This is a genomic window from Lactobacillus johnsonii, assembly GCF_013487865.1.
In the GTDB taxonomy this organism is placed as follows: Bacteria; Bacillota; Bacilli; order Lactobacillales; family Lactobacillaceae; genus Lactobacillus; species Lactobacillus johnsonii_A.
In genome coordinates this window covers 1,331,919-1,349,829 of the sequence record NZ_CP047409.1, presented here as the reverse complement: position 1 = coordinate 1,349,829, position 17,911 = coordinate 1,331,919, and the positions used below count along the sequence as shown (strand labels likewise).

Here is a 17,911-nt window from a genome sequence, read left to right as displayed (position 1 = left end):
AAATGCTATTTAAGACAAGTGATAATGTAGAAATTAATTACCAGTTAACGGGAAAAGGAAAAAATATTGTTTTGGTTAACGGCTTTGGAGCCTATCAAGAAATATGGTCAGCACAAGTCCCATTTTTAAATAAATTAGAGTATCAAGTTTTAACTTATGATCACAGAAATATGGGAAAAAGCCAACGAACAGAAAAAGGTCATACTATCGAACGTTTGACACAAGATTTGAATGAATTGACATCATTTTTGAAAATCAAACAAGCTATTTTTATGGGACATTCAATGGGCGCTTCTATCATCTTTTGTTTAATGAAAAATAATCCAAAGCTGGTTAAACAAGCATTGTTAATAGATCAGTCACCTAAAATGCTTGATGATGAAAATTGGAAATATGGCTTTATGGATTATACAAAAGAAAATTATTTAAAAAAATGCCAAGAAAGGCCACGGGTTCATGAAACATATAATGGCTTGGATGATAATGTGTATGCTAAGTTAATGAAGGCCAAGAAAGCCAATCCATTTAATAGAAAAGATAATGTAGATTTGCTTGAAAATCATATGTCATTAGATTGGCGAAGAGTTTTAGAAAAAACAACAATTCCAACTACTTTTTTTGTTGCAAAGGAAAGTCCTTATTATCGAGAGGGATATGAAAAGAAGCTTGAACAAAAGAATAGCCGAATAAATAGCTTTATTATGTCACCAACGGGACATGTAATTATGGCGGAAATTCCACAGCAATTTAATATAAAGTTAAAAGATATTTTAAAGTGAAAAAGAGGGTCTCGTATTAGAGGCCCTCTTTTTAATAAACTAACTTAGTCTAGTTTTTTATTAATATTTGCTAAATTCTGATAATTTTCTGTCATCCATTTTATGTAACTTGTATTGTTGGGGATGGTTTCACGAACTTGCAAGATTGGAATATTTTTTGACTTAGCTCTTTTTACAAAATTATTAACAGTTGAACTGCTTACTTGAGAATTTTTAACAAAGAAAGAAATTCCACGATTATTAATTGTTTGGTTCATTTGATGAATAATTTTGGCACTTGGATCTGTTTCATTTTCAATTGCTTCTTCAAAAGCTTTATCACCAATCTTAAAGTGAGTAGCATTTAAGGCATAGTCAAACACTGGCTCGCTGACATATACTGGCTTTTGTTTTGCACCATCAATAGAATCTGCAATTTTTTGTATCTTATTGATTTTTGCAAGATATTCCTTCCCATTTTCTTTGTAGTAAGCTGCATGTTTTTTGTCTATTTTAGAGAGTCGCTCAACTAAATAGTTAACATATTTTTTAGGCATGTTTAAATCAAACCAAATATGCGGATTTGCGCCATTTTTTAGATTCATTAAATCTTCGCCAACTAAAACAGCAGACTTATTAGTTGATTTAGCAAGCTTAGGAAGCCAAGAATCATAGCCCAAACCGTTAGCAACAACAATTTTTGCATTTTGAACTTTTTTTGCGTCTGCAGTTGTTGGTTCAAAGTCATGTGGATCAGTAGCACTGTTAGTAATAATAGCAGTTGCTTTACCATATTTTCCTAAGACATTTTGCGCGATGTCGGCATAAATATTAGTACTTGTTACGATAGAAATTTTATTTGATGAATTTTCTTTTTTTGAGCAGCCAGTAAGAATTAAAACAAGACTACTAATTGCAAAAAAGAGAGCAAAAATCTTTTGATAATGTTTTCTCATTCTATATATTTATCCTTTCGAATTATGTTGTTTAGATCTGCATTCAATATAAATCATAGCAGAATTTACTAATATTTTTTAATTTGCTAATTTATTTTTAGTAATTCGACTTAGTAAGCTTGTGTTATAGTAGAAAGAAATTATGAATTAAGGTTGATAAAAAATGAAAGCTACAATATATATCACGGGTAGTATTGCTGCATATAAGGCAATTAGTGTTGTACGTGATTTTCAAAAAGAAGGACATGAAGTAAGGGTAGCGATGACCGAAGAGGCAGTTCATTTGATTGGAACACAAACTTTAGCTGCCTTAACGAAGCATCCAGTATTAACTGATCTCTGGAAGGAGAATAGAGCTGATAAAATTCAGCATATTGAATTGGCCGACTGGACTGATATTGCGGTTGTAGTTCCGGCAACAGCTAACTTTATTGCAAAAATAGCCAATGGGATAGCAGATGATGCTGCAAGTACAACGTTTTTAGCAACTGCTGCACCTAAATATGTTATTCCGGCAATGAACAGCCATATGTGGAGTAATCCTGCATTCCAAAGAAACTTACAGCAATTAAAGCAAGATGGAATCTTTGTAATGGATCCTGATACGGGCCGTTTAGCTGAAGGATATAATGGTAAGGGAAGAATGCCTGAACCAGCAGCAATCATGAACTGGATAAACTCATCTCTTCAAGTAAATGATGAATTAGCTGGTAAAAAAGTTGTAATTACTGCTGGCGGAACTATCTCCCCACTTGATCCTGTTCGTTATTTAGGCAATCGCTCTAGTGGAAAGATGGGACTGGCCTTAGCAAATGCAGCTCTTAGGGCTGGTGCAGAAGTTGTTTTGATTGTAGGACATGTTTCAGTTCCTATTCCTGAGTCATCAAAAATGATGGTTATTCATGTAGAGACGACTGAAGAAATGCTTGCAGCTGTGAAGAAAGCTTTTTCTACTGCGGATGCTTTAATTATGGCGGCTGCTGTAGCGGATTATGAGCCAGTGAACTACATAGATCATAAAATTAAAAAGCAAGATCAAGGAGATAAACTAAAAATTTATTTAAAAGAAACTCCTGATATCTTAAAAACAATGGGAAGTTTAAAGCAAGAACAGCAAGTTGTGGTTGGTTTTGCAGCTGAAACAAATGATTTACTCGAAAATGCGACTAAAAAGTTGAAAAATAAAAATGCAGATATGATTGTAGCCAATAATGTTAGTCAGGGAGTATTTGGAAGCGATAGGGATAAGGTTACGGTATTAAGAAAAGATAAAGCAAATGAAAATATCGCAGAGACAACTAAAGTAGAAATAGCTAAGAAAATAATTACTTTAGTTGCTGAAGAGCTTGAAAGTAGGAAAGTTATAAAATGAAAAAAACTTTGTTAACTAAGCGAGAAATTATTTTTGTATGTTTAATGATTGCTGTATTACTGGGATTGTTTATTTCTAGTTCAATGACTTATCATGAGCAAGAGATGTCACCAGGATTTATACATCGTCATTTTCCAATTATTGAAAGAATAGTAGGAAATTGGAATATTTATTATGGTGGACGATGGCATAATGCAGTTTTGGACAATGGTGAAGCTGGGATGACACAGTTTGTCATGAGAAAATTTGCTCACTTTTCATCTTATTTTTTAGTGGGTTTGTTTGCTTGTTTGGGATTAGATCGATTGTTTAAGAAATGGTGTGGTCCTTTATTTATTTGGCTAGGTATCATTGGTTTGGCGGGATTAGACGAATTTCACCAGTATTTAACTGGAGATAGAACACCCAGTGTTCATGATGTAGCGCTTGATTCAGCTGGTGCACTTTTAGCGATCTTAATTTGTATTTTTGGTTATTGGCTTAGACATCGTGCAGAAAAAAGCAATTCCTAGATTGAATTTAAACCTTTAGTGCGTTATGATTGACAAGGTTAACTATATTAAATAAAAAGAAAGAAGGATTCTTATGTCAGGACATTCAAAATGGCACAATATTCAAGGCCGCAAGAATGCGCAAGACGCTAAGAGAGGTAAAGTTTTCCAAAAATTATCTCGTGAAATTTATATGGCTGCAAAGAGTGGTGGTCCTGACCCTTCAGGAAATCCTACTTTACGTATGGTTATGGATAAAGCACGTGCAGCTAACATGCCTAAGACTAACATTGAACGTGCTATTAAAAAGGCTGAAGGTAATTCAGATGAACATTATGATGAAATTACCTACGAAGGTTATGCACCAGGTGGTGTTGCAGTTTTAGTTGAAGCTTTAACTGATAACAAGAACCGTACTGCTTCTGATGTTCGTGTTGCCTTTACTCGTAATGGTGGTTCTCTTGGTGCAACTGGTTCTGTTGCTTACATGTTTGACCGTAAGGGTTACCTTGTAATTGATCGTTCAACTACTGACGCTGATGAAGATCAAGTTTTGCTTGATGTTATGGATGCTGGTGGAGACGACTTGGAAACTAGTGATGATGCATTTGAAATCTACACTGATCCTAAGCAATTTACTGCTGTACGTGATGCATTGGAAAAAGCTGGCTATAAGTTAGCTAATGCAGAATTAACTATGATTCCACAAAACACCACTCCAGTTCCAGCAGATAAGAAAGAGCAATTTGCTCATTTAATTGATGCATTAGAAGATAACGATGACGTTTCTAATGTATATACTGCTGCTGCAGATGATGATGAATAATAATTTATCGCAAAATAGATCTAAAATTATATTTTAGGTCTATTTTTTTGGACTGACCTTTAGGTCAGTCCATTTTTTTTGCAAATTATTTTGAATAATAAAAAATAATTTTGATTTTTTGCGTACTAATAAATATAGAGTAAAGGAGGGATTAAGAGTGAATGAGATGTCGGAAAGAATTTTAGAAGAGGCGATTGAAAGACATGCTAGTGATATTTTTATCTTTCCTATTATCAATGGATACGAGGTAAAAATTCGAACTGCAATGGGTTTAGATAAAATTCAAGAGTTAAGTCGACATGGTGGAAGAGAGCTCTTAAATTATTTTAAGTTTCAAGCACAGATGGATATTTCTGAACGGCGTAGACCCCAGGTAGGAGCGTATCAGACCGAGTTTAAAAGAAAAAAGATATTTTTACGTTTTTCTAGTGTTGGAGAATTTGCCGGAGCTGAATCTTTAGTAGTTAGGTTGATTTATGGAGAAAAGAATAATAATTATTTTCTTCCGGAGCAGTTTAATTTAATTAAAAAACTTACCAATCAACGTGGATTAATAGTTACAAGTGGGCCAACAGGATCGGGAAAAACTTCAACCATGTATGAGTTAGCGCAAGTGATTGGAAAAAATAAAGTTGTAATGACTATTGAAGATCCAGTTGAAGTGTGGAATCCAGACTTCTTACAGACGCAGGTGAATCTAATTGCGGGGATTACATATCCCGATTTGTTGAAAGCAGCTTTACGGCATAGACCGGATATTTTAATTATTGGTGAAATTCGAGATCAAGAAACAGCAAAAATCAGTATTAATGCTGCCCTGAGCGGCCATTTAGTTTTAGCTACTATTCATGCTAAGACGGCTTTGCAAACAATATCGCGTCTTGAAGGATTAGGTATTACTAAAGATGAACTGAGTAATTGCTTAACGGCGGTTTCCTATCAACGGTTATTACCTATAAAAGATAAAAATGATGTTGCTTGTTTAATGGATATTGGATATGGAGAAATGCTTAATCAAGCAATCACTAATAACGATAAACGTGGTAATTTGCATGATTGGCAGAATAGTTTAAATCAATTAGTAAAACGAGGAAAGATTAGTGAAAAAACTCAGCAACTTTTTGAAGAAGGATAAGTTAAATAGTGCTGACCAATTGATTTTTATTGATTATTTAAGGCAGGCTTTAATTAATGGATATTCCTTGAATGCTAGTTTGAGACTATTACCAAAAATTTGGAGGGGTAATTCTAGTCAACTTCTTTATGTAAATCAGCGAGTAGAAGAAGGAAGCCAGTTGGGAGACGTACTGCAGGAAGTGGGATTTTCTAGCACTCTAGCTGCCCAAATAAATCTAGCAGTTATTGATGGAAATCTATTATCTTGCTTAGATCAAATGAGTAAACTTATTCGATTAAAGAATAAGCAATTAAAGAAATTAAAGGGAGAATTAGCCTATCCAGCGCTTTTAGTTGGGATGATGGTTACCTTGCTAATTTGTATGCAAACATTTCTAAAAACAGAAATATCTGATAATGACTTGACTAGTAATGTAATGCTTGGTGGCCTGATACTTTTGGTTATTACAGCAGTATTTTTTATTAGTAAAACAATTAGATTACTTAATAAACAAGATTATTATGCTCTTAAAAAACTAACAAATTTACCTATGATTGGAGCTGTTTTACGGTTATATGTTCATTATCTAGTTGTGTCTGATTTAGCAGTTTTATTAATTAATGGTTTTTCACTACAAAAAATCTGTCAACTTACTGCTATGCAACCTGATAGGTCATTACAACAAGTTATCGGGGTAAAAGTAAAAGATCAACTAGAAAAGGGTACTGAAATTAAAGAAATTATTGAGCAAGAATTTTTCATACCTGATAATTTGGTCATGCTTCTAGAAACTGGAACAACTAGAAAGGAAATTGGAAAGCGTGCCTTATTGCTTAGCAAGACACTTTTTTATGAACTGAATCTAAAATTGAATAGCCTAATTCTCAATATCCAACCGATATGCTTTATTTTTATTGGGATTTGTATTTTAGGGATGTATTTAAAGATATTAATGCCGATGTATCACTTAATGGAAACTATGTAGAGGAAAAATAAAATGAAAAAATTAAAACAATTTATTATAAAAAATAAGCAAGTAAAAGGATTTACTTTAGTAGAAATGGTAATTGTAATTGCTATCATTGCAATGCTAATTTTGCTGATTGTGCCAGGACTAAGCAAACAAAAAGATAGAGCTACGAGTAAGACTGATGAGGCTTTAAGAACAACAATTGAGACACAAAGACAGCTGGCTGAAGATAATGGAGATGGAACTTCCTTAGAAGAACTTGTAAAGAAGGAGTATATTTCTCAAAAGCAAAAAGAAAGATATGAAAAATTACAACAAAAATGATTTTTAAAAAATTAAGAGGATTTACTTTAATTGAAACTGTAGTTACATTAGCAATTGTTTGTCTTCTCGTCTTGATGCCAACCCTTTATGTTAAAAATATCAAGGAACAAGTGGTTTTAGATAATAGTACACGTCAAGTGAAATCCACCATTGATAAGTATTTACATCTGGCCACAGTAAAAAAGAAATCATATTTTTTGTCATATTTTGATAATAATTCTTCGATTCAAATAAAGGAGCCGCATCAGGTTTCACAAGTTTATTTAGATAAACATATTAGAGTTTACAATTTTGATAATCTTTACATTAGTAATCGGGGAACAATTTCACCAAGGACGATTACGATTAAGAATGGTAATAAAGAAAAGAAAATAAAAATACAAATGACATGGGGAAGAATGGTTGAAGAATAAAAGAATAAAAGGATTTATTTTCTGGGAAGCATGTTTAGGATTTACAATTGCTTGTTTGGGAGTGATTTTATTAGGCTTGACACTTAAGCAAAATAGACAAACGGAAAAACAAATTGAAAAAAGAGTAGATAAATCCTATGCTGAATATATTTTTAAACATAGTGATAAGAAAATATTATTAGTCCATGATCATGTCTATCATAGGTAAAAATAATGAAAAGAATAAAAGGTTTTACTTTATTAGAGGCAGTTTTTGCAATTGCGGTTACGATTTTTTGTGCGCAAATACTTTTTGGACTCGTAAATACACTTAGAAAAATTAATCATCAAAAAGGTGGAATAAATGAAATTGCATATAGTTATGTACAAGTAAATAATTTTTTAAAAGAAAGTGGACATGTTGAAGTAAGTACAACTGGATCAGATCCAACTAAAATTATTCTCAGAAAATTTTCTGATAAAAAGAAAAAGAAGACTGATCCAACTTATGAGACGTATGTGATTGATTTAAGCTTAAATGATACTTTAAGAATGCGGACAGATGAGGGTGGACATATGCCTCTACTTTTTAAAGTTAAAAAAATTAGATGTTCTACGTCAAAAGATTCATTTACAATCCTGATAACTGAAAAAGATGGTAGACAAAGTGAAATGTATTTTAAAACAGATTTACCAGAAAAAAAGGAAGTGAATCCAGTTGATGAGAAAGAAAAAAAGAGTTAATCGAGTAAACGGGAGTGCTCTGGTTAGTAGTTTACTGCTTATTAATATCTGTATTACTTTTACGTTAATGTATCAGCATACTTTTACCGAAAATATGGAAAGCAATCTTTCTTTAATAAATTATTTCTCTAAGTAATAAGGAGTGCTTGCTAGTATTTGAGGATACCTATAAAATATTAGAAGGAATATTAAAGAAGGAAGAAAAATGCAAAAAGTAGAAGAATTGTATCCAAAATTTCAGACAGCTATTGAGCATTTACAAAAGTCTCTTAATGTTTCTTTTTCATCTGCATTGACGGAAACCTTTGATAATTTAGAAAACGGAAAGATCAAAGTTGAGTCAGGTGCTCCTGATAAGGAAACTGTAGCTGAATTGACTGAAGAATATCGTCAATTAGATTGTGAGAATTTGCCACGGGCATTGAAAGTACAAATATTTACTTTATTAGCTTTAAAGGCAATTACTCAAGATGCTAGTGACTATAACTTAATGCCTACACCATCGGTGGTCGCTACAATAATTGCTTTGATTTGGCAAAAAATTGTTCCTACTGGTAAAAAAACTGTAGTTGATCCAGCTATTGGGACTGGAAATTTACTTTATTCAGTAATTAGACAATTAATACAAGAGAATCACTCTCAAAATAATTACAATCTAATTGGAATTGATAATGAAGAATCTCTATTAGACTTGGCTGATATTGGTGCTCATCTTGAAGATTTGAAAATTGATTTATATTGTCAAGATGCATTAGATCCATGGATGATTGAAAAGGCTGATATTGTCTTGAGTGATCTTCCTGTAGGCTACTATCCACTAGATAATAATGCTCAACGCTTTGAAAATCATGCAAAGGAAGGACATTCATTTGCCCATACTTTGTTCATTGAACAAATTGTAAATAATCTTAAGAGAGATGGTTTTGCATTTTTAGTGGTGCCTAGATTACTATTTACTGGCAAAGGCTCTACTGAATTCATGACTTGGTTAGCAAAAAAGGTTAATATTCAAGCTATTGTAGATTTGCCGGATAATATGTTTTCAAGTCAAATTCAGCAAAAATCAATTTTGGTTTTCCAAAATCATGGAGATCATGCTGCAGAGCGGGAAGTATTGGTTGCTAAATTAGATTCACTAAAGGGACCAGAATCTTTAGTAGCATTTAATATGAAGTTAAATGATTGGTATCATAAGAATAAAGATTAATTTTTTAATAAGCATGTGAGGTAGAGATATGAAAAAAGTTTTAGCAGTAAATTCCGGTAGTTCATCATTTAAGTACAAATTGTTTTCTCTTGATAATGAAGAAGTAATTGCATCTGGTATGGCTGACCGGGTAGGATTACCAGGCTCTGTTTTTACTATGACTTTAGCTGATGGTAGTCAACATGATGAACAAAGTGATATTGCTAACCAAGAAGAAGCAGTTCAAAAGTTACTTAGCTGGCTTAAAGAATATAATGTTATTGATTCTTTAGAAGATATTGCGGGCGTAGGTCACCGTGTAGTTGCTGGTGGAGAAGAATTTACCGATAGTACAGTAATTACTGAAGATAACCTTTGGAAAATTTACAATATGAGTGACTATGCACCTTTACATAACCCAGCTGAAGCTGATGGTATTTATGCCTTCATGAAAGTTTTGCCTAATGTACCAGAAGTTGCAGTTTTCGATACGTCATTCCATCAATCATTAGATCCAGTTCAATACTTATATTCTGTTCCTTATAAGTATTACGAAAAATTCCGTGCTAGAAAATATGGTGCACACGGTACATCTGCGCGCTACGTATCACGTCGTACCGCTGACCTTTTAAATAAACCGGTTGAGGACTTAAAGATGGTCCTTTGTCACTTGGGTAGTGGTGCATCTGTTACTGCTATTAAAGATGGAAAATCTTTTGATACTTCAATGGGCTTTAGTCCTGTTGCAGGAATTACGATGAGTACTAGAAGTGGTGATGTAGATCCTTCTTTACTTCAATTTATTATGAAAAAAGGAAATATCACTAGTTTTAACGAAGTTATCAAGATGTTGAATACTGAATCTGGTTTATTGGGCCTTTCAGGAATTTCACCAGATATGAGAGATATTGAAAAAGCTATCAAAAATGGTGATAAGCAGGCTCAACTTACAAAAGATATATTTATTAATCGAATTGTTCGGTATATTGGTGCCTACATGACTGAAATGGGTGGATTAGATGTTTTAGTCTTTACAGCAGGTATTGGTGAACATGATGCAAGTGTAAGAAAGCAAATTATGGATGGTCTTACTTGGCTTGGTCTTGAATATGATGAAGAAGCCAACAAAGCTAACCATGAAGGTGTGATTACTACACCAAATTCAAAAATTACTGCTATGATTGTTCCAACAAATGAAGAATTAATGATTGCACGTGATGTTGTACGCTTAGCAAAATTGGATAAGTCAAACAAATAAGGTTAAAATCAAAGTTATAGCATTTTAATAAGGACTGTGATATCATTGAAACATCTGGGGATGTTTTGGGATTCGACAGGCGTAGATTCGCGTTGACTGCGATTCGTAGGTCACGTCTACGTTAAAACGTCACAGTTAAATTATAACTGCAAATAACGAAAATTCTTACGCAGTAGCTGCTTAGTCAGCCTGCGTGATCCAAAGATGGATTGCTCGTGTCTGTCTGCGGGTCTTACCATTTAACGAGCTACGTTTAACTACTTACCTTAATAGTTAGAAATAAGATTCTTAGGTTAGTTTTGATAGTTTAGCCCTGTTATATGGCGTTTTATCAAAGCGAAATTTAAGTAATATAACTATGATCGTAGAGGTTAGCGACGAAATACGTTTGGACAGGGGTTCAATTCCCCTCATCTCCATAGTAAAAAGCCTGTAAGTTAAATACTTACAGGCTTTTTTATTATATATTAACTGCTATGTTTAAGATTCAATAGCAAATGCTGCTTTGAAATAAAACTGATAATCGTTTAACATTCGGCACTAATAAAGGATTTTCGCTAAATCTATACAATTTCTTCTAAATTTTATTTATTTTTTTATAAAAAGATGATAGGCTTTTAGATGAAATGTTAAACGCTTAACATGTAGGAGGAGAAAAGATGTTGGAAAATAAAAATCATAAAAAGATATTTTTAAGCGGAAAATCTTTGTTAATGGGAACCTTGTCAACAGCAGCAATTGTATTAAGTGCATCAACTGCAAATGCTGCTACTAATGCAGACAATGTTAATGAAAATCAAACTGTAGAAGTAACTGCTACTTCAGTAAACAATGAAAATAATAAGCAAGTAACTGAAAAAGATAGTGCAGATAAAAGTACTAGTGATGTGGCTGAAGATGCTAACACCAAGAAATCAAACGAAAATACAGAAACTACAGAAAATAATACTCAAACAGTTGTTACTAATGCGCCAGTAAGTGATGTGAAAAATACAAACACAGTTACCGCTGAAACACCTGTTGATAAAGTAGTAAATAATAGTGATCAAAAGACAACTAATGCTGCAACTACTGATACTAAAAAAGATGATGTAAAATAAGTTGAAAAGAAAGACTCAGTAGATAAAACAAATGCTGAGGAAAATAAAGATAGTTCAGTAAAGCCAGCTGAAAATGCTACTAAGGCTGAATTAAAGGGCCAAGTTAAAGATATCGTTGAAGAATCTGGTGTTGATACTAGCAAGTTAACTAATGATCAAATTAATGAATTAAATAAAATTAATTTCTCCAAAGAAGCAAAAAGTGGTACTCAGTTAACTTACAACGACTTTAAAAAAATTGCTAAAACTTTAATTGAACAAGATGCTCGTTATGCTGTTCCATTCTTCAATGCAAGTAAAATTAAAAATATGCCTGCTGCTAAAACACTTGATGCTCAAAGTGGAAAAGTAGAAGATTTGGAAATTTGGGATTCATGGCCTGTTCAAGATGCAAAAACTGGTTACGTATCTAACTGGGATGGCTACCAATTAGTGATTGGTATGATGGGAGTTCCAAACGTCAATGATAACCACATTTATCTTCTTTACAACAAGTATGGTGATAATGACTTTAATCATTGGAAGAATGCCGGTCCTATTTTCGGCCTAGGTACTCCAGTTATTCAACAATGGTCTGGATCAGCAACTTTAAATAAAGATGGCTCAATTCAACTTTACTACACTAAGGTTGATACTAGTGATAATAATACTAACCACCAAAAACTCGCTAGTGCAACTGTTTACTTAAATCTTGAAAAAGATCAAGATAAGATTTCTATTGCTCATGTTGACAACGACCATATTGTCTTTGAAGGTGATGGTTACCACTACCAAACTTATGACCAATGGAAAGAAACTAACAAGGGTGCTGACAATATCGCAATGCGTGATGCACACGTGATTTATGATGATAATGATAATCGTTACCTTGTGTTTGAAGCAAGTACTGGAACCGAAAATTATCAAGGTGATGATCAAATTTATCAATGGTTAAATTACGGCGGTACTAACAAGGATAATTTAGGTGATTTCTTCCAAATTTTATCTAACTCCGATATTAAAGATAGAGCTAAATGGTCAAACGCTGCAATTGGTATCATTAAACTAAATGATGATGTTAAGAATCCAAGTGTTGCAAAGGTCTACAGCCCACTTATTAGTGCACCAATGGTAAGTGATGAAATTGAACGTCCTGATGTTGTTAAATTAGGTAATAAGTATTACTTATTTGCTGCTACTAGATTAAACCGTGGTAGTAACGATGATGCTTGGATGGCAACTAACAAAGCAGTTGGTGATAACGTAGCTATGATTGGTTATGTTTCTGATAACTTAACTCATGGTTATGTTCCATTGAATGAATCTGGCGTTGTTTTAACTGCATCTGTACCAGCTAACTGGCGTACTGCAACTTATTCATACTATGCAGTTCCAGTAGAAGGAAGAGATGATCAACTTTTAATTACTTCATACATCACTAATCGTGGTGAGGTTGCTGGAAAGGGTATGCATGCAACTTGGGCACCAAGTTTCTTGTTACAAATTAATCCAGATAACACTACTACTGTTTTAGCTAAAATGACTAACCAAGGGGATTGGATTTGGGATGATAGTAGTGAAAATCCAGATATGATGGGTGTACTTGAAAAAGATGCTCCAAATAGTGCTGCCCTTCCTGGAGAATGGGGAAAACCAGTTGATTGGGATTTAATTGGTGGATACAACTTGAAGCCACACCAACCTGTAACTCCTATTCCAAATGTACCAACTACTCCTGAAACCCCAACCACACCAGATAAGCCAGAAGTACCAACTACCCCTGAAGTCCCAACCACTCCAGAGGTACCAACTACTCCAGAAACTCCAACTCCAGAAGTTCCAAAGAATCCAGTTAAGAAAGCTAGTCAGTCTAAACTTCCAAAGGCGGGAGATAAAAATAGCTTTGCAGCAGTTGTTTTAGGTGCTGTAAGTTCAATATTAGGTGCTGTTGGTTTAACAGGTGTTTCAAAACGTAAACGCAATAATTAAATTAAAAAAGATGAGTTCCGTTGAATTCATCTTTTTTTGCTATAAATATAATTTATCCTAGGATGAAAAACTGTAAATTTTCTCAAAAATAGCTTTTTTCTATAATGAGTTAGAAAAGTAATAGAGTGCTACCTATCTATAGGTCAGAAGTATATTTAAGTATGCTTATCAAATATTAGACAATTACTTTTCATAATTTAGACTAGATGTTTGAAAGCTTTAATAAAAGAGAAAATATATGCAAAAAATTAAAGAAAAATATTTTGGAGGAGAAAGAGCCTTGTATGGCCTTTCAAATACAATTTTAAAAAATATTACTTTTGGTGAAGGAGAATCTCCTTTAAAAGAAACCAAAGATTTAGAAATAAAAGCCACTATTTTTAAATATAAATATCCTTTATGGTATTCAAATAACATTAATATTACTGATACGATTTTTGAAACAATGTCTCGAAGTGGAATCTGGTATACCAATAATATTTCTATTAAAAATTCTAATCTGCAAGCTCCAAAGCTATTTAGAAGATGCAAAAATATCACATTAGACCATGTTTTCTTTTCCAATGCAGAAGAGACAATGTGGACCTGTGAAGATATTACAATTAAAAATACAGAAATTAACGGGGATTATTTTGGAAAAGATAGCTCTAATATTTACATGGAAAATGGTAGAGTAATTGGAAATTACGTATTTGATGGAGCTAAAAATATTGTATGTAAGAACTGTAGTTTTGTTTCAAAAGATGCTTTTTGGAATTGTGAGAATGTAACTTTGATTAATTGTCAGATAGATGGGGAATATTTGAGCTGGAATAGTAGTCATATTACGTTTAAAGATTGTACTATTGAGAGTGATCAGGGACTATGCTACATGGATTATGTTACTTTAGAAAATTGTATCTTGAATCAAACTCCTTTAGCCTTTGAAAAATGTAGTAATATAAAAGCAACTATAAACAGCAAAATTACTAGTATTAAAAATCCAATTTCAGGAATAATTAAGGCTAAAAAGATAGAAACGGTAATTATTGATCCTACTAAAGTTGATCCTAAGGCTACAAAGATTATTTCTATAGAACCAGTTGATAGAGAAGTATCCGTTTCTGATCAAAATCAAGAAGGTGAATAAATTTGAAATATGATTTTCAGCAGTAAATAGAAGACATACAGATTCCGTAAAATGGAATATACAAGATAATGAACTGCCAATGTCCATTGCAGACATGGATTTTAAAACAGCTCCTGAAATTATTTTGGCAATGCAAGAAAAGCTTAAGCTTGGGGCCTTTGGCTATGAAGAAGCGGGAGAGGACTATTTTAATGCTGTAAGCAGTTGGTATCAACTAGAGCATGGAGTCAATGCTGATCCAACATGGATGATCTTTGTCACTGGAGTAGTACCAGCAATTTCATCAATTGTCAGACGCATATCGCATATTGGGGATAATGTATTGGTGCAAGAGCCAGTTTATAATATTTTTTATAATTCGATTGAGAATAATGGTCGCCATGTATTATCAAGTGATTTGAGCTATCATGATGGAAAATATGAGATCGATTGGCAAGATTTAGAAAATAAATTAGCTGATCCATTGACCACATTAATGCTCTTCTGTAATCCTCATAATCCTACAGGAATAGTGTGGTCGCGTAGTGAAGTAAAGCGAATAGCAGCTTTATGCCAAAAATATCATGTAGTGTTGTTATCAGATGAAATCCACGGTGACATAGTTAGAAATAATGTAAAATATACACCTGCATTCTCTGTTACCAAAGAATTGAAAAATAATGTAATCAGCCTCGTATCACCAAGTAAAACGTTTAATGTTGCTGCTCTTCATGCTGCTACGGTAATTATTCCTGATGAGAATTTACGCATGATTGTTAGTCGAGGACTAAATAGTGATGAATTGGCTGAGCCAAATCTAATGGCAATTCCGGCAACAATTGCTGCTTATACAGAAGGATTTAATTGGCTGCATGATTTATTAGATACAATTAATGAGAATTTTATCTATGCTGAACATGAAATAAATAAAAACTTGAAAAATGTAAAGATTGTCTCTGGACCTGCAACTTACTTAATGTGGTTAGATGTAAGCGAAATTTCAAAAGATAGTAAAAAATTAGCAGATTATCTTCGAAAAGAAACTGGCTTAATTGTTTCAGCTGGCAGTATTTATCGGGGTAACGGGAGTCAATTTTTACGTCTTAATTTGGCCTCACCAATATCGATGGTAGAGGATGGAATTGAACGATTGATTACTGGAATTAAAAATTTTTCTAAAAAATAGTTGAAAGTGATTTCAAAGTCATCTCAAAAAGATATATACTTTTATTGAGGTGATTTTTTTATGGAACCATTATTTTTAACGCCATACTTTAGACCAAAAATTTGGGGTGGTCGTAAATTAAATACTGTTTTAGGATATGATATTCCTGATGGAAAGGTTGGAGAAGCCTGGGTAATTTCAGGATACAAAGACGATGCTTCAATTGTTAATGCAGGTCCATTTAAAGGAAAGACATTGCGAGAAGTATATTTAGAGCATCCTGAGTTATTTGGTAATCCAAAAGCAAAAGAATTTCCTTTACTAGTTAAATTCTTAGATGCAAATGATAATTTATCAGTTCAAGTTCATCCAGATGATGAATATGCCAGAATTCATGAAAATGATTCAGGGAAAACAGAAAGCTGGTACGTGCTTCATGCTGAACCGGGTGCTAAACTTATTTATGGGCACAATGCTAAGAGCAAGGAAGAGCTAGAAGATTGGATTAAAAATGGAAAGTGGTCTAAACTTTTGCGTTATGTACCTGTAAAAGAAGGAGACTTTTTATATGTTCCTTCTGGCACTGTGCATGCTCTAACAAAGGGGATTATGGTTATTGAAACTCAACAATCAAGTGATGTAACGTACAGATTGTATGATTGGGATCGAGTAGATAAGAAGACAGGAAAGAAGAGAGAGTTGCATATTAAGCAATCTCTTGATACTATTCAAGTACCACATAAAGATCCGAAACTGAAAATTACATCAGAAACAGTAGAAGATGCTAAAATTACTACGTTAGCACAACCACCAATGTCACCACATTTTTATTTATGGCAGATTGATGTTGATGGAGATTTTGCTTGGAGTTTAAATGATCATCCTTATCTTCTAGTATCTATAATTAAAGGTAGCGGTAAGTTTATTGCTGATGGTAAAGAGTATAATATTAAATTAGGAAGCAACTTTATCATTCCTAATGAAATGAAGAACTTTAGCTTTAGTGGTAACTTGCGTTTAGTAATTTCAGCTCCGGGTAAAGAATAAATTTAAATGAATGGAGTTGGTCAAATGATTTATATTGGTTGCGGGGTAATAATGTTTGTAATCGGGGTCATTTGGCTGATTGCTCCTTCGCCTAACCCTAATCGAATTTATGGATATATGTCCTATTTAGCTTCAGTTAATGAAGCAAGCTACCAGTATGCACAAAAAGTAGCTCGTAATTATTTTATGTTGTTTGGCTTGATTCAAACGCTTCTAGGATTAGGAATTCATTTTTTGCACTGGGATCGCTACTTTTTGATTTGGTTGCTTACTTTTTATTTGTTTATCTTGGCTCCAATAATCTTAACTGAAAAGAAATTGCAGACTTTTTTACGTGCTCGACATGAGTTGCCACATGATTATATTGAGCCGGATAAGATTAAACATACTAGAGTAAAAGGATTTAAGGACAAATAATGCTAAAGATATTAATGGTTGAAGATGACAATTCTGTTGCGGAAATGATGAAAATGTTCTTTAGTAAAGAGCAGTGGGACGTAGATATAGCTAAAGATGGAGTAGAAGCTGTTGAAATGTTTAAGGCAAATCCAAGCTCTTATGATATCGTTACACTAGATCTTAATTTACCTAAAAAGGATGGTATGGAAGTAGCTAAGGAAATTAGAGCAATTTCTCTCTCAATACCGATAATTATGTTAACTGCTAGAGACTCAGAGACTGATCAAATTTTAGGATTGGGGATTGGTGCAGACGAATATGTTACTAAGCCTTTTAGTCCCTTAGCCTTAATAGCACGGATCAAGGCGCTGTATCGCAGAAGTCGTCTGGAAAAGGATATGCACGCCTCTAATGGGATAAAATATGATGTAGTAACTAAGCATTTAAAAATTTCGAAGGACCATCGAGAGGTACGATTTGATGACAAAGCTGTTGAAGGATTGACCCCTAAGGAATTTGATTTACTTTACACCATGGCTCAAAAGCCAAAGCAGGTTTTTTCAAGAGATAAACTTTTAGAGCTAGTGTGGGGATATGAGTTTTTCGGTGAGGAAAGAACTGTTGATGCTCATATTAAAAAACTACGTCAAAAGTTAGAGAAAGCTGGTCCGCAAGTAGTTCAAACTGTTTGGGGTGTGGGCTACAAATTTGATGATTCTGAGGTATAGAA

General features: G+C 33.4%; 20 protein-coding genes and 1 other RNA gene. 20 read left to right on the top strand and 1 reads right to left on the bottom strand.

Translation table 11 applies throughout. The features are described 5' to 3' along the window. Positions 1-2: 2 nt before the first annotated feature. On the top strand, positions 3-779 hold the full coding sequence (locus GTO82_RS06400) for an alpha/beta fold hydrolase (protein WP_180872935.1): 777 nt from the start codon (positions 3-5) through the stop codon (positions 777-779). Positions 780-823: 44 nt separating this feature from the next. On the opposite strand, the gene GTO82_RS06395 is transcribed toward GTO82_RS06400, so the two are convergent. Further along, positions 824-1,714 (bottom strand): metal ABC transporter solute-binding protein, Zn/Mn family, encoded by an 891-nt coding sequence (locus GTO82_RS06395; RefSeq protein WP_180872934.1) that lies wholly within the window; start codon positions 1,712-1,714, stop codon positions 824-826. Between the two features lie 163 nt (positions 1,715-1,877). Here GTO82_RS06395 and coaBC point away from each other — a divergent pair, with 163 nt between their 5' ends. From coaBC to GTO82_RS06300, 19 genes are all read left to right on the top strand, one after another. After that, complete coding sequence (gene coaBC, locus GTO82_RS06390) at positions 1,878-3,086, top strand: bifunctional phosphopantothenoylcysteine decarboxylase/phosphopantothenate--cysteine ligase CoaBC (RefSeq protein ID WP_180872933.1); 1,209 nt, start codon at positions 1,878-1,880, stop codon at positions 3,084-3,086. Beyond that, positions 3,083-3,598: a VanZ family protein gene (locus tag GTO82_RS06385; RefSeq protein ID WP_180872932.1), complete on the top strand. Its 516-nt coding sequence runs from the start codon at positions 3,083-3,085 to the stop codon at positions 3,596-3,598. The genes coaBC and GTO82_RS06385 overlap by 4 nt, the downstream gene beginning before the upstream one ends. 73 nt (positions 3,599-3,671) lie before the next feature. Then, positions 3,672-4,403, top strand: a complete 732-nt coding sequence (locus tag GTO82_RS06380) for a YebC/PmpR family DNA-binding transcriptional regulator (RefSeq protein WP_004894030.1) — start codon at positions 3,672-3,674, stop codon at positions 4,401-4,403. A 157-nt stretch (positions 4,404-4,560) separates the two neighbouring features. Then, a complete protein-coding gene (gene comGA, locus GTO82_RS06375) occupies positions 4,561-5,538 on the top strand; it encodes a competence type IV pilus ATPase ComGA (protein ID WP_004897674.1) in 978 nt (325 codons plus the stop codon). After that, a complete protein-coding gene (locus GTO82_RS06370) occupies positions 5,504-6,505 on the top strand; it encodes a type II secretion system F family protein (RefSeq protein ID WP_180872931.1) in 1,002 nt (333 codons plus the stop codon). Before comGA ends, GTO82_RS06370 begins: the two co-directional genes overlap by 35 nt. A 12-nt stretch (positions 6,506-6,517) precedes the next feature. Continuing rightward, positions 6,518-6,814: a competence type IV pilus major pilin ComGC gene (gene comGC / locus GTO82_RS06365; protein ID WP_180872930.1), complete on the top strand. Its 297-nt coding sequence runs from the start codon at positions 6,518-6,520 to the stop codon at positions 6,812-6,814. Next, positions 6,811-7,227 (top strand): type II secretion system protein, encoded by a 417-nt coding sequence (locus GTO82_RS06360; protein ID WP_180872929.1) that lies wholly within the window; start codon positions 6,811-6,813, stop codon positions 7,225-7,227. Before comGC ends, GTO82_RS06360 begins: the two co-directional genes overlap by 4 nt. Further along, on the top strand, positions 7,217-7,435 hold the full coding sequence (locus tag GTO82_RS06355; protein WP_180872928.1) for a type II secretion system protein: 219 nt from the start codon (positions 7,217-7,219) through the stop codon (positions 7,433-7,435). The genes GTO82_RS06360 and GTO82_RS06355 overlap by 11 nt, the downstream gene beginning before the upstream one ends. Positions 7,436-7,440: 5 nt before the next feature. Next, positions 7,441-7,950 carry a competence type IV pilus minor pilin ComGF gene (comGF, locus tag GTO82_RS06350; RefSeq protein ID WP_180872927.1) on the top strand — a complete coding sequence of 170 codons (510 nt, stop codon included), beginning with the start codon at positions 7,441-7,443 and terminating at the stop codon, positions 7,948-7,950. 205 nt (positions 7,951-8,155) lie between these two features. Continuing rightward, positions 8,156-9,157 carry a class I SAM-dependent methyltransferase gene (locus GTO82_RS06345; protein ID WP_180872926.1) on the top strand — a complete coding sequence of 334 codons (1,002 nt, stop codon included), beginning with the start codon at positions 8,156-8,158 and terminating at the stop codon, positions 9,155-9,157. Positions 9,158-9,185: 28 nt separating this feature from the next. Next, the gene (locus GTO82_RS06340; RefSeq protein ID WP_180872925.1) at positions 9,186-10,394 is read left to right on the top strand and encodes an acetate/propionate family kinase; all 1,209 of its coding nucleotides are present in this window, start codon (positions 9,186-9,188) and stop codon (positions 10,392-10,394) included. Positions 10,395-10,450: 56 nt separating this feature from the next. Next, positions 10,451-10,816: a transfer-messenger RNA gene (ssrA, locus tag GTO82_RS06335) on the top strand. Positions 10,817-11,053: 237 nt separating this feature from the next. Beyond that, positions 11,054-11,494, top strand: coding sequence for a levansucrase (locus GTO82_RS06330; RefSeq protein WP_180872924.1), 441 nt, complete (start codon positions 11,054-11,056; stop codon positions 11,492-11,494). A 159-nt stretch (positions 11,495-11,653) separates the two neighbouring features. Continuing rightward, positions 11,654-13,462: a glycoside hydrolase family 68 protein gene (locus GTO82_RS06325; RefSeq protein WP_432759957.1), complete on the top strand. Its 1,809-nt coding sequence runs from the start codon at positions 11,654-11,656 to the stop codon at positions 13,460-13,462. A 238-nt stretch (positions 13,463-13,700) separates the two neighbouring features. After that, positions 13,701-14,591: a DUF3737 family protein gene (locus GTO82_RS06320; protein WP_180872923.1), complete on the top strand. Its 891-nt coding sequence runs from the start codon at positions 13,701-13,703 to the stop codon at positions 14,589-14,591. Positions 14,592-14,670: 79 nt separating this feature from the next. Beyond that, positions 14,671-15,756: a MalY/PatB family protein gene (locus tag GTO82_RS06315; protein ID WP_432759953.1), complete on the top strand. Its 1,086-nt coding sequence runs from the start codon at positions 14,671-14,673 to the stop codon at positions 15,754-15,756. 60 nt (positions 15,757-15,816) lie between these two features. Next, on the top strand, positions 15,817-16,782 hold the full coding sequence (gene manA, locus GTO82_RS06310) for a mannose-6-phosphate isomerase, class I (protein ID WP_180872922.1): 966 nt from the start codon (positions 15,817-15,819) through the stop codon (positions 16,780-16,782). A 24-nt stretch (positions 16,783-16,806) separates the two neighbouring features. Beyond that, positions 16,807-17,199 carry an SdpI family protein gene (locus tag GTO82_RS06305; RefSeq protein WP_180874096.1) on the top strand — a complete coding sequence of 131 codons (393 nt, stop codon included), beginning with the start codon at positions 16,807-16,809 and terminating at the stop codon, positions 17,197-17,199. Beyond that, a complete protein-coding gene (locus tag GTO82_RS06300; RefSeq protein ID WP_180872921.1) occupies positions 17,199-17,909 on the top strand; it encodes a response regulator transcription factor in 711 nt (236 codons plus the stop codon). The genes GTO82_RS06305 and GTO82_RS06300 overlap by 1 nt, the downstream gene beginning before the upstream one ends. The last annotated feature ends 2 nt before the right edge of the window (positions 17,910-17,911 follow it).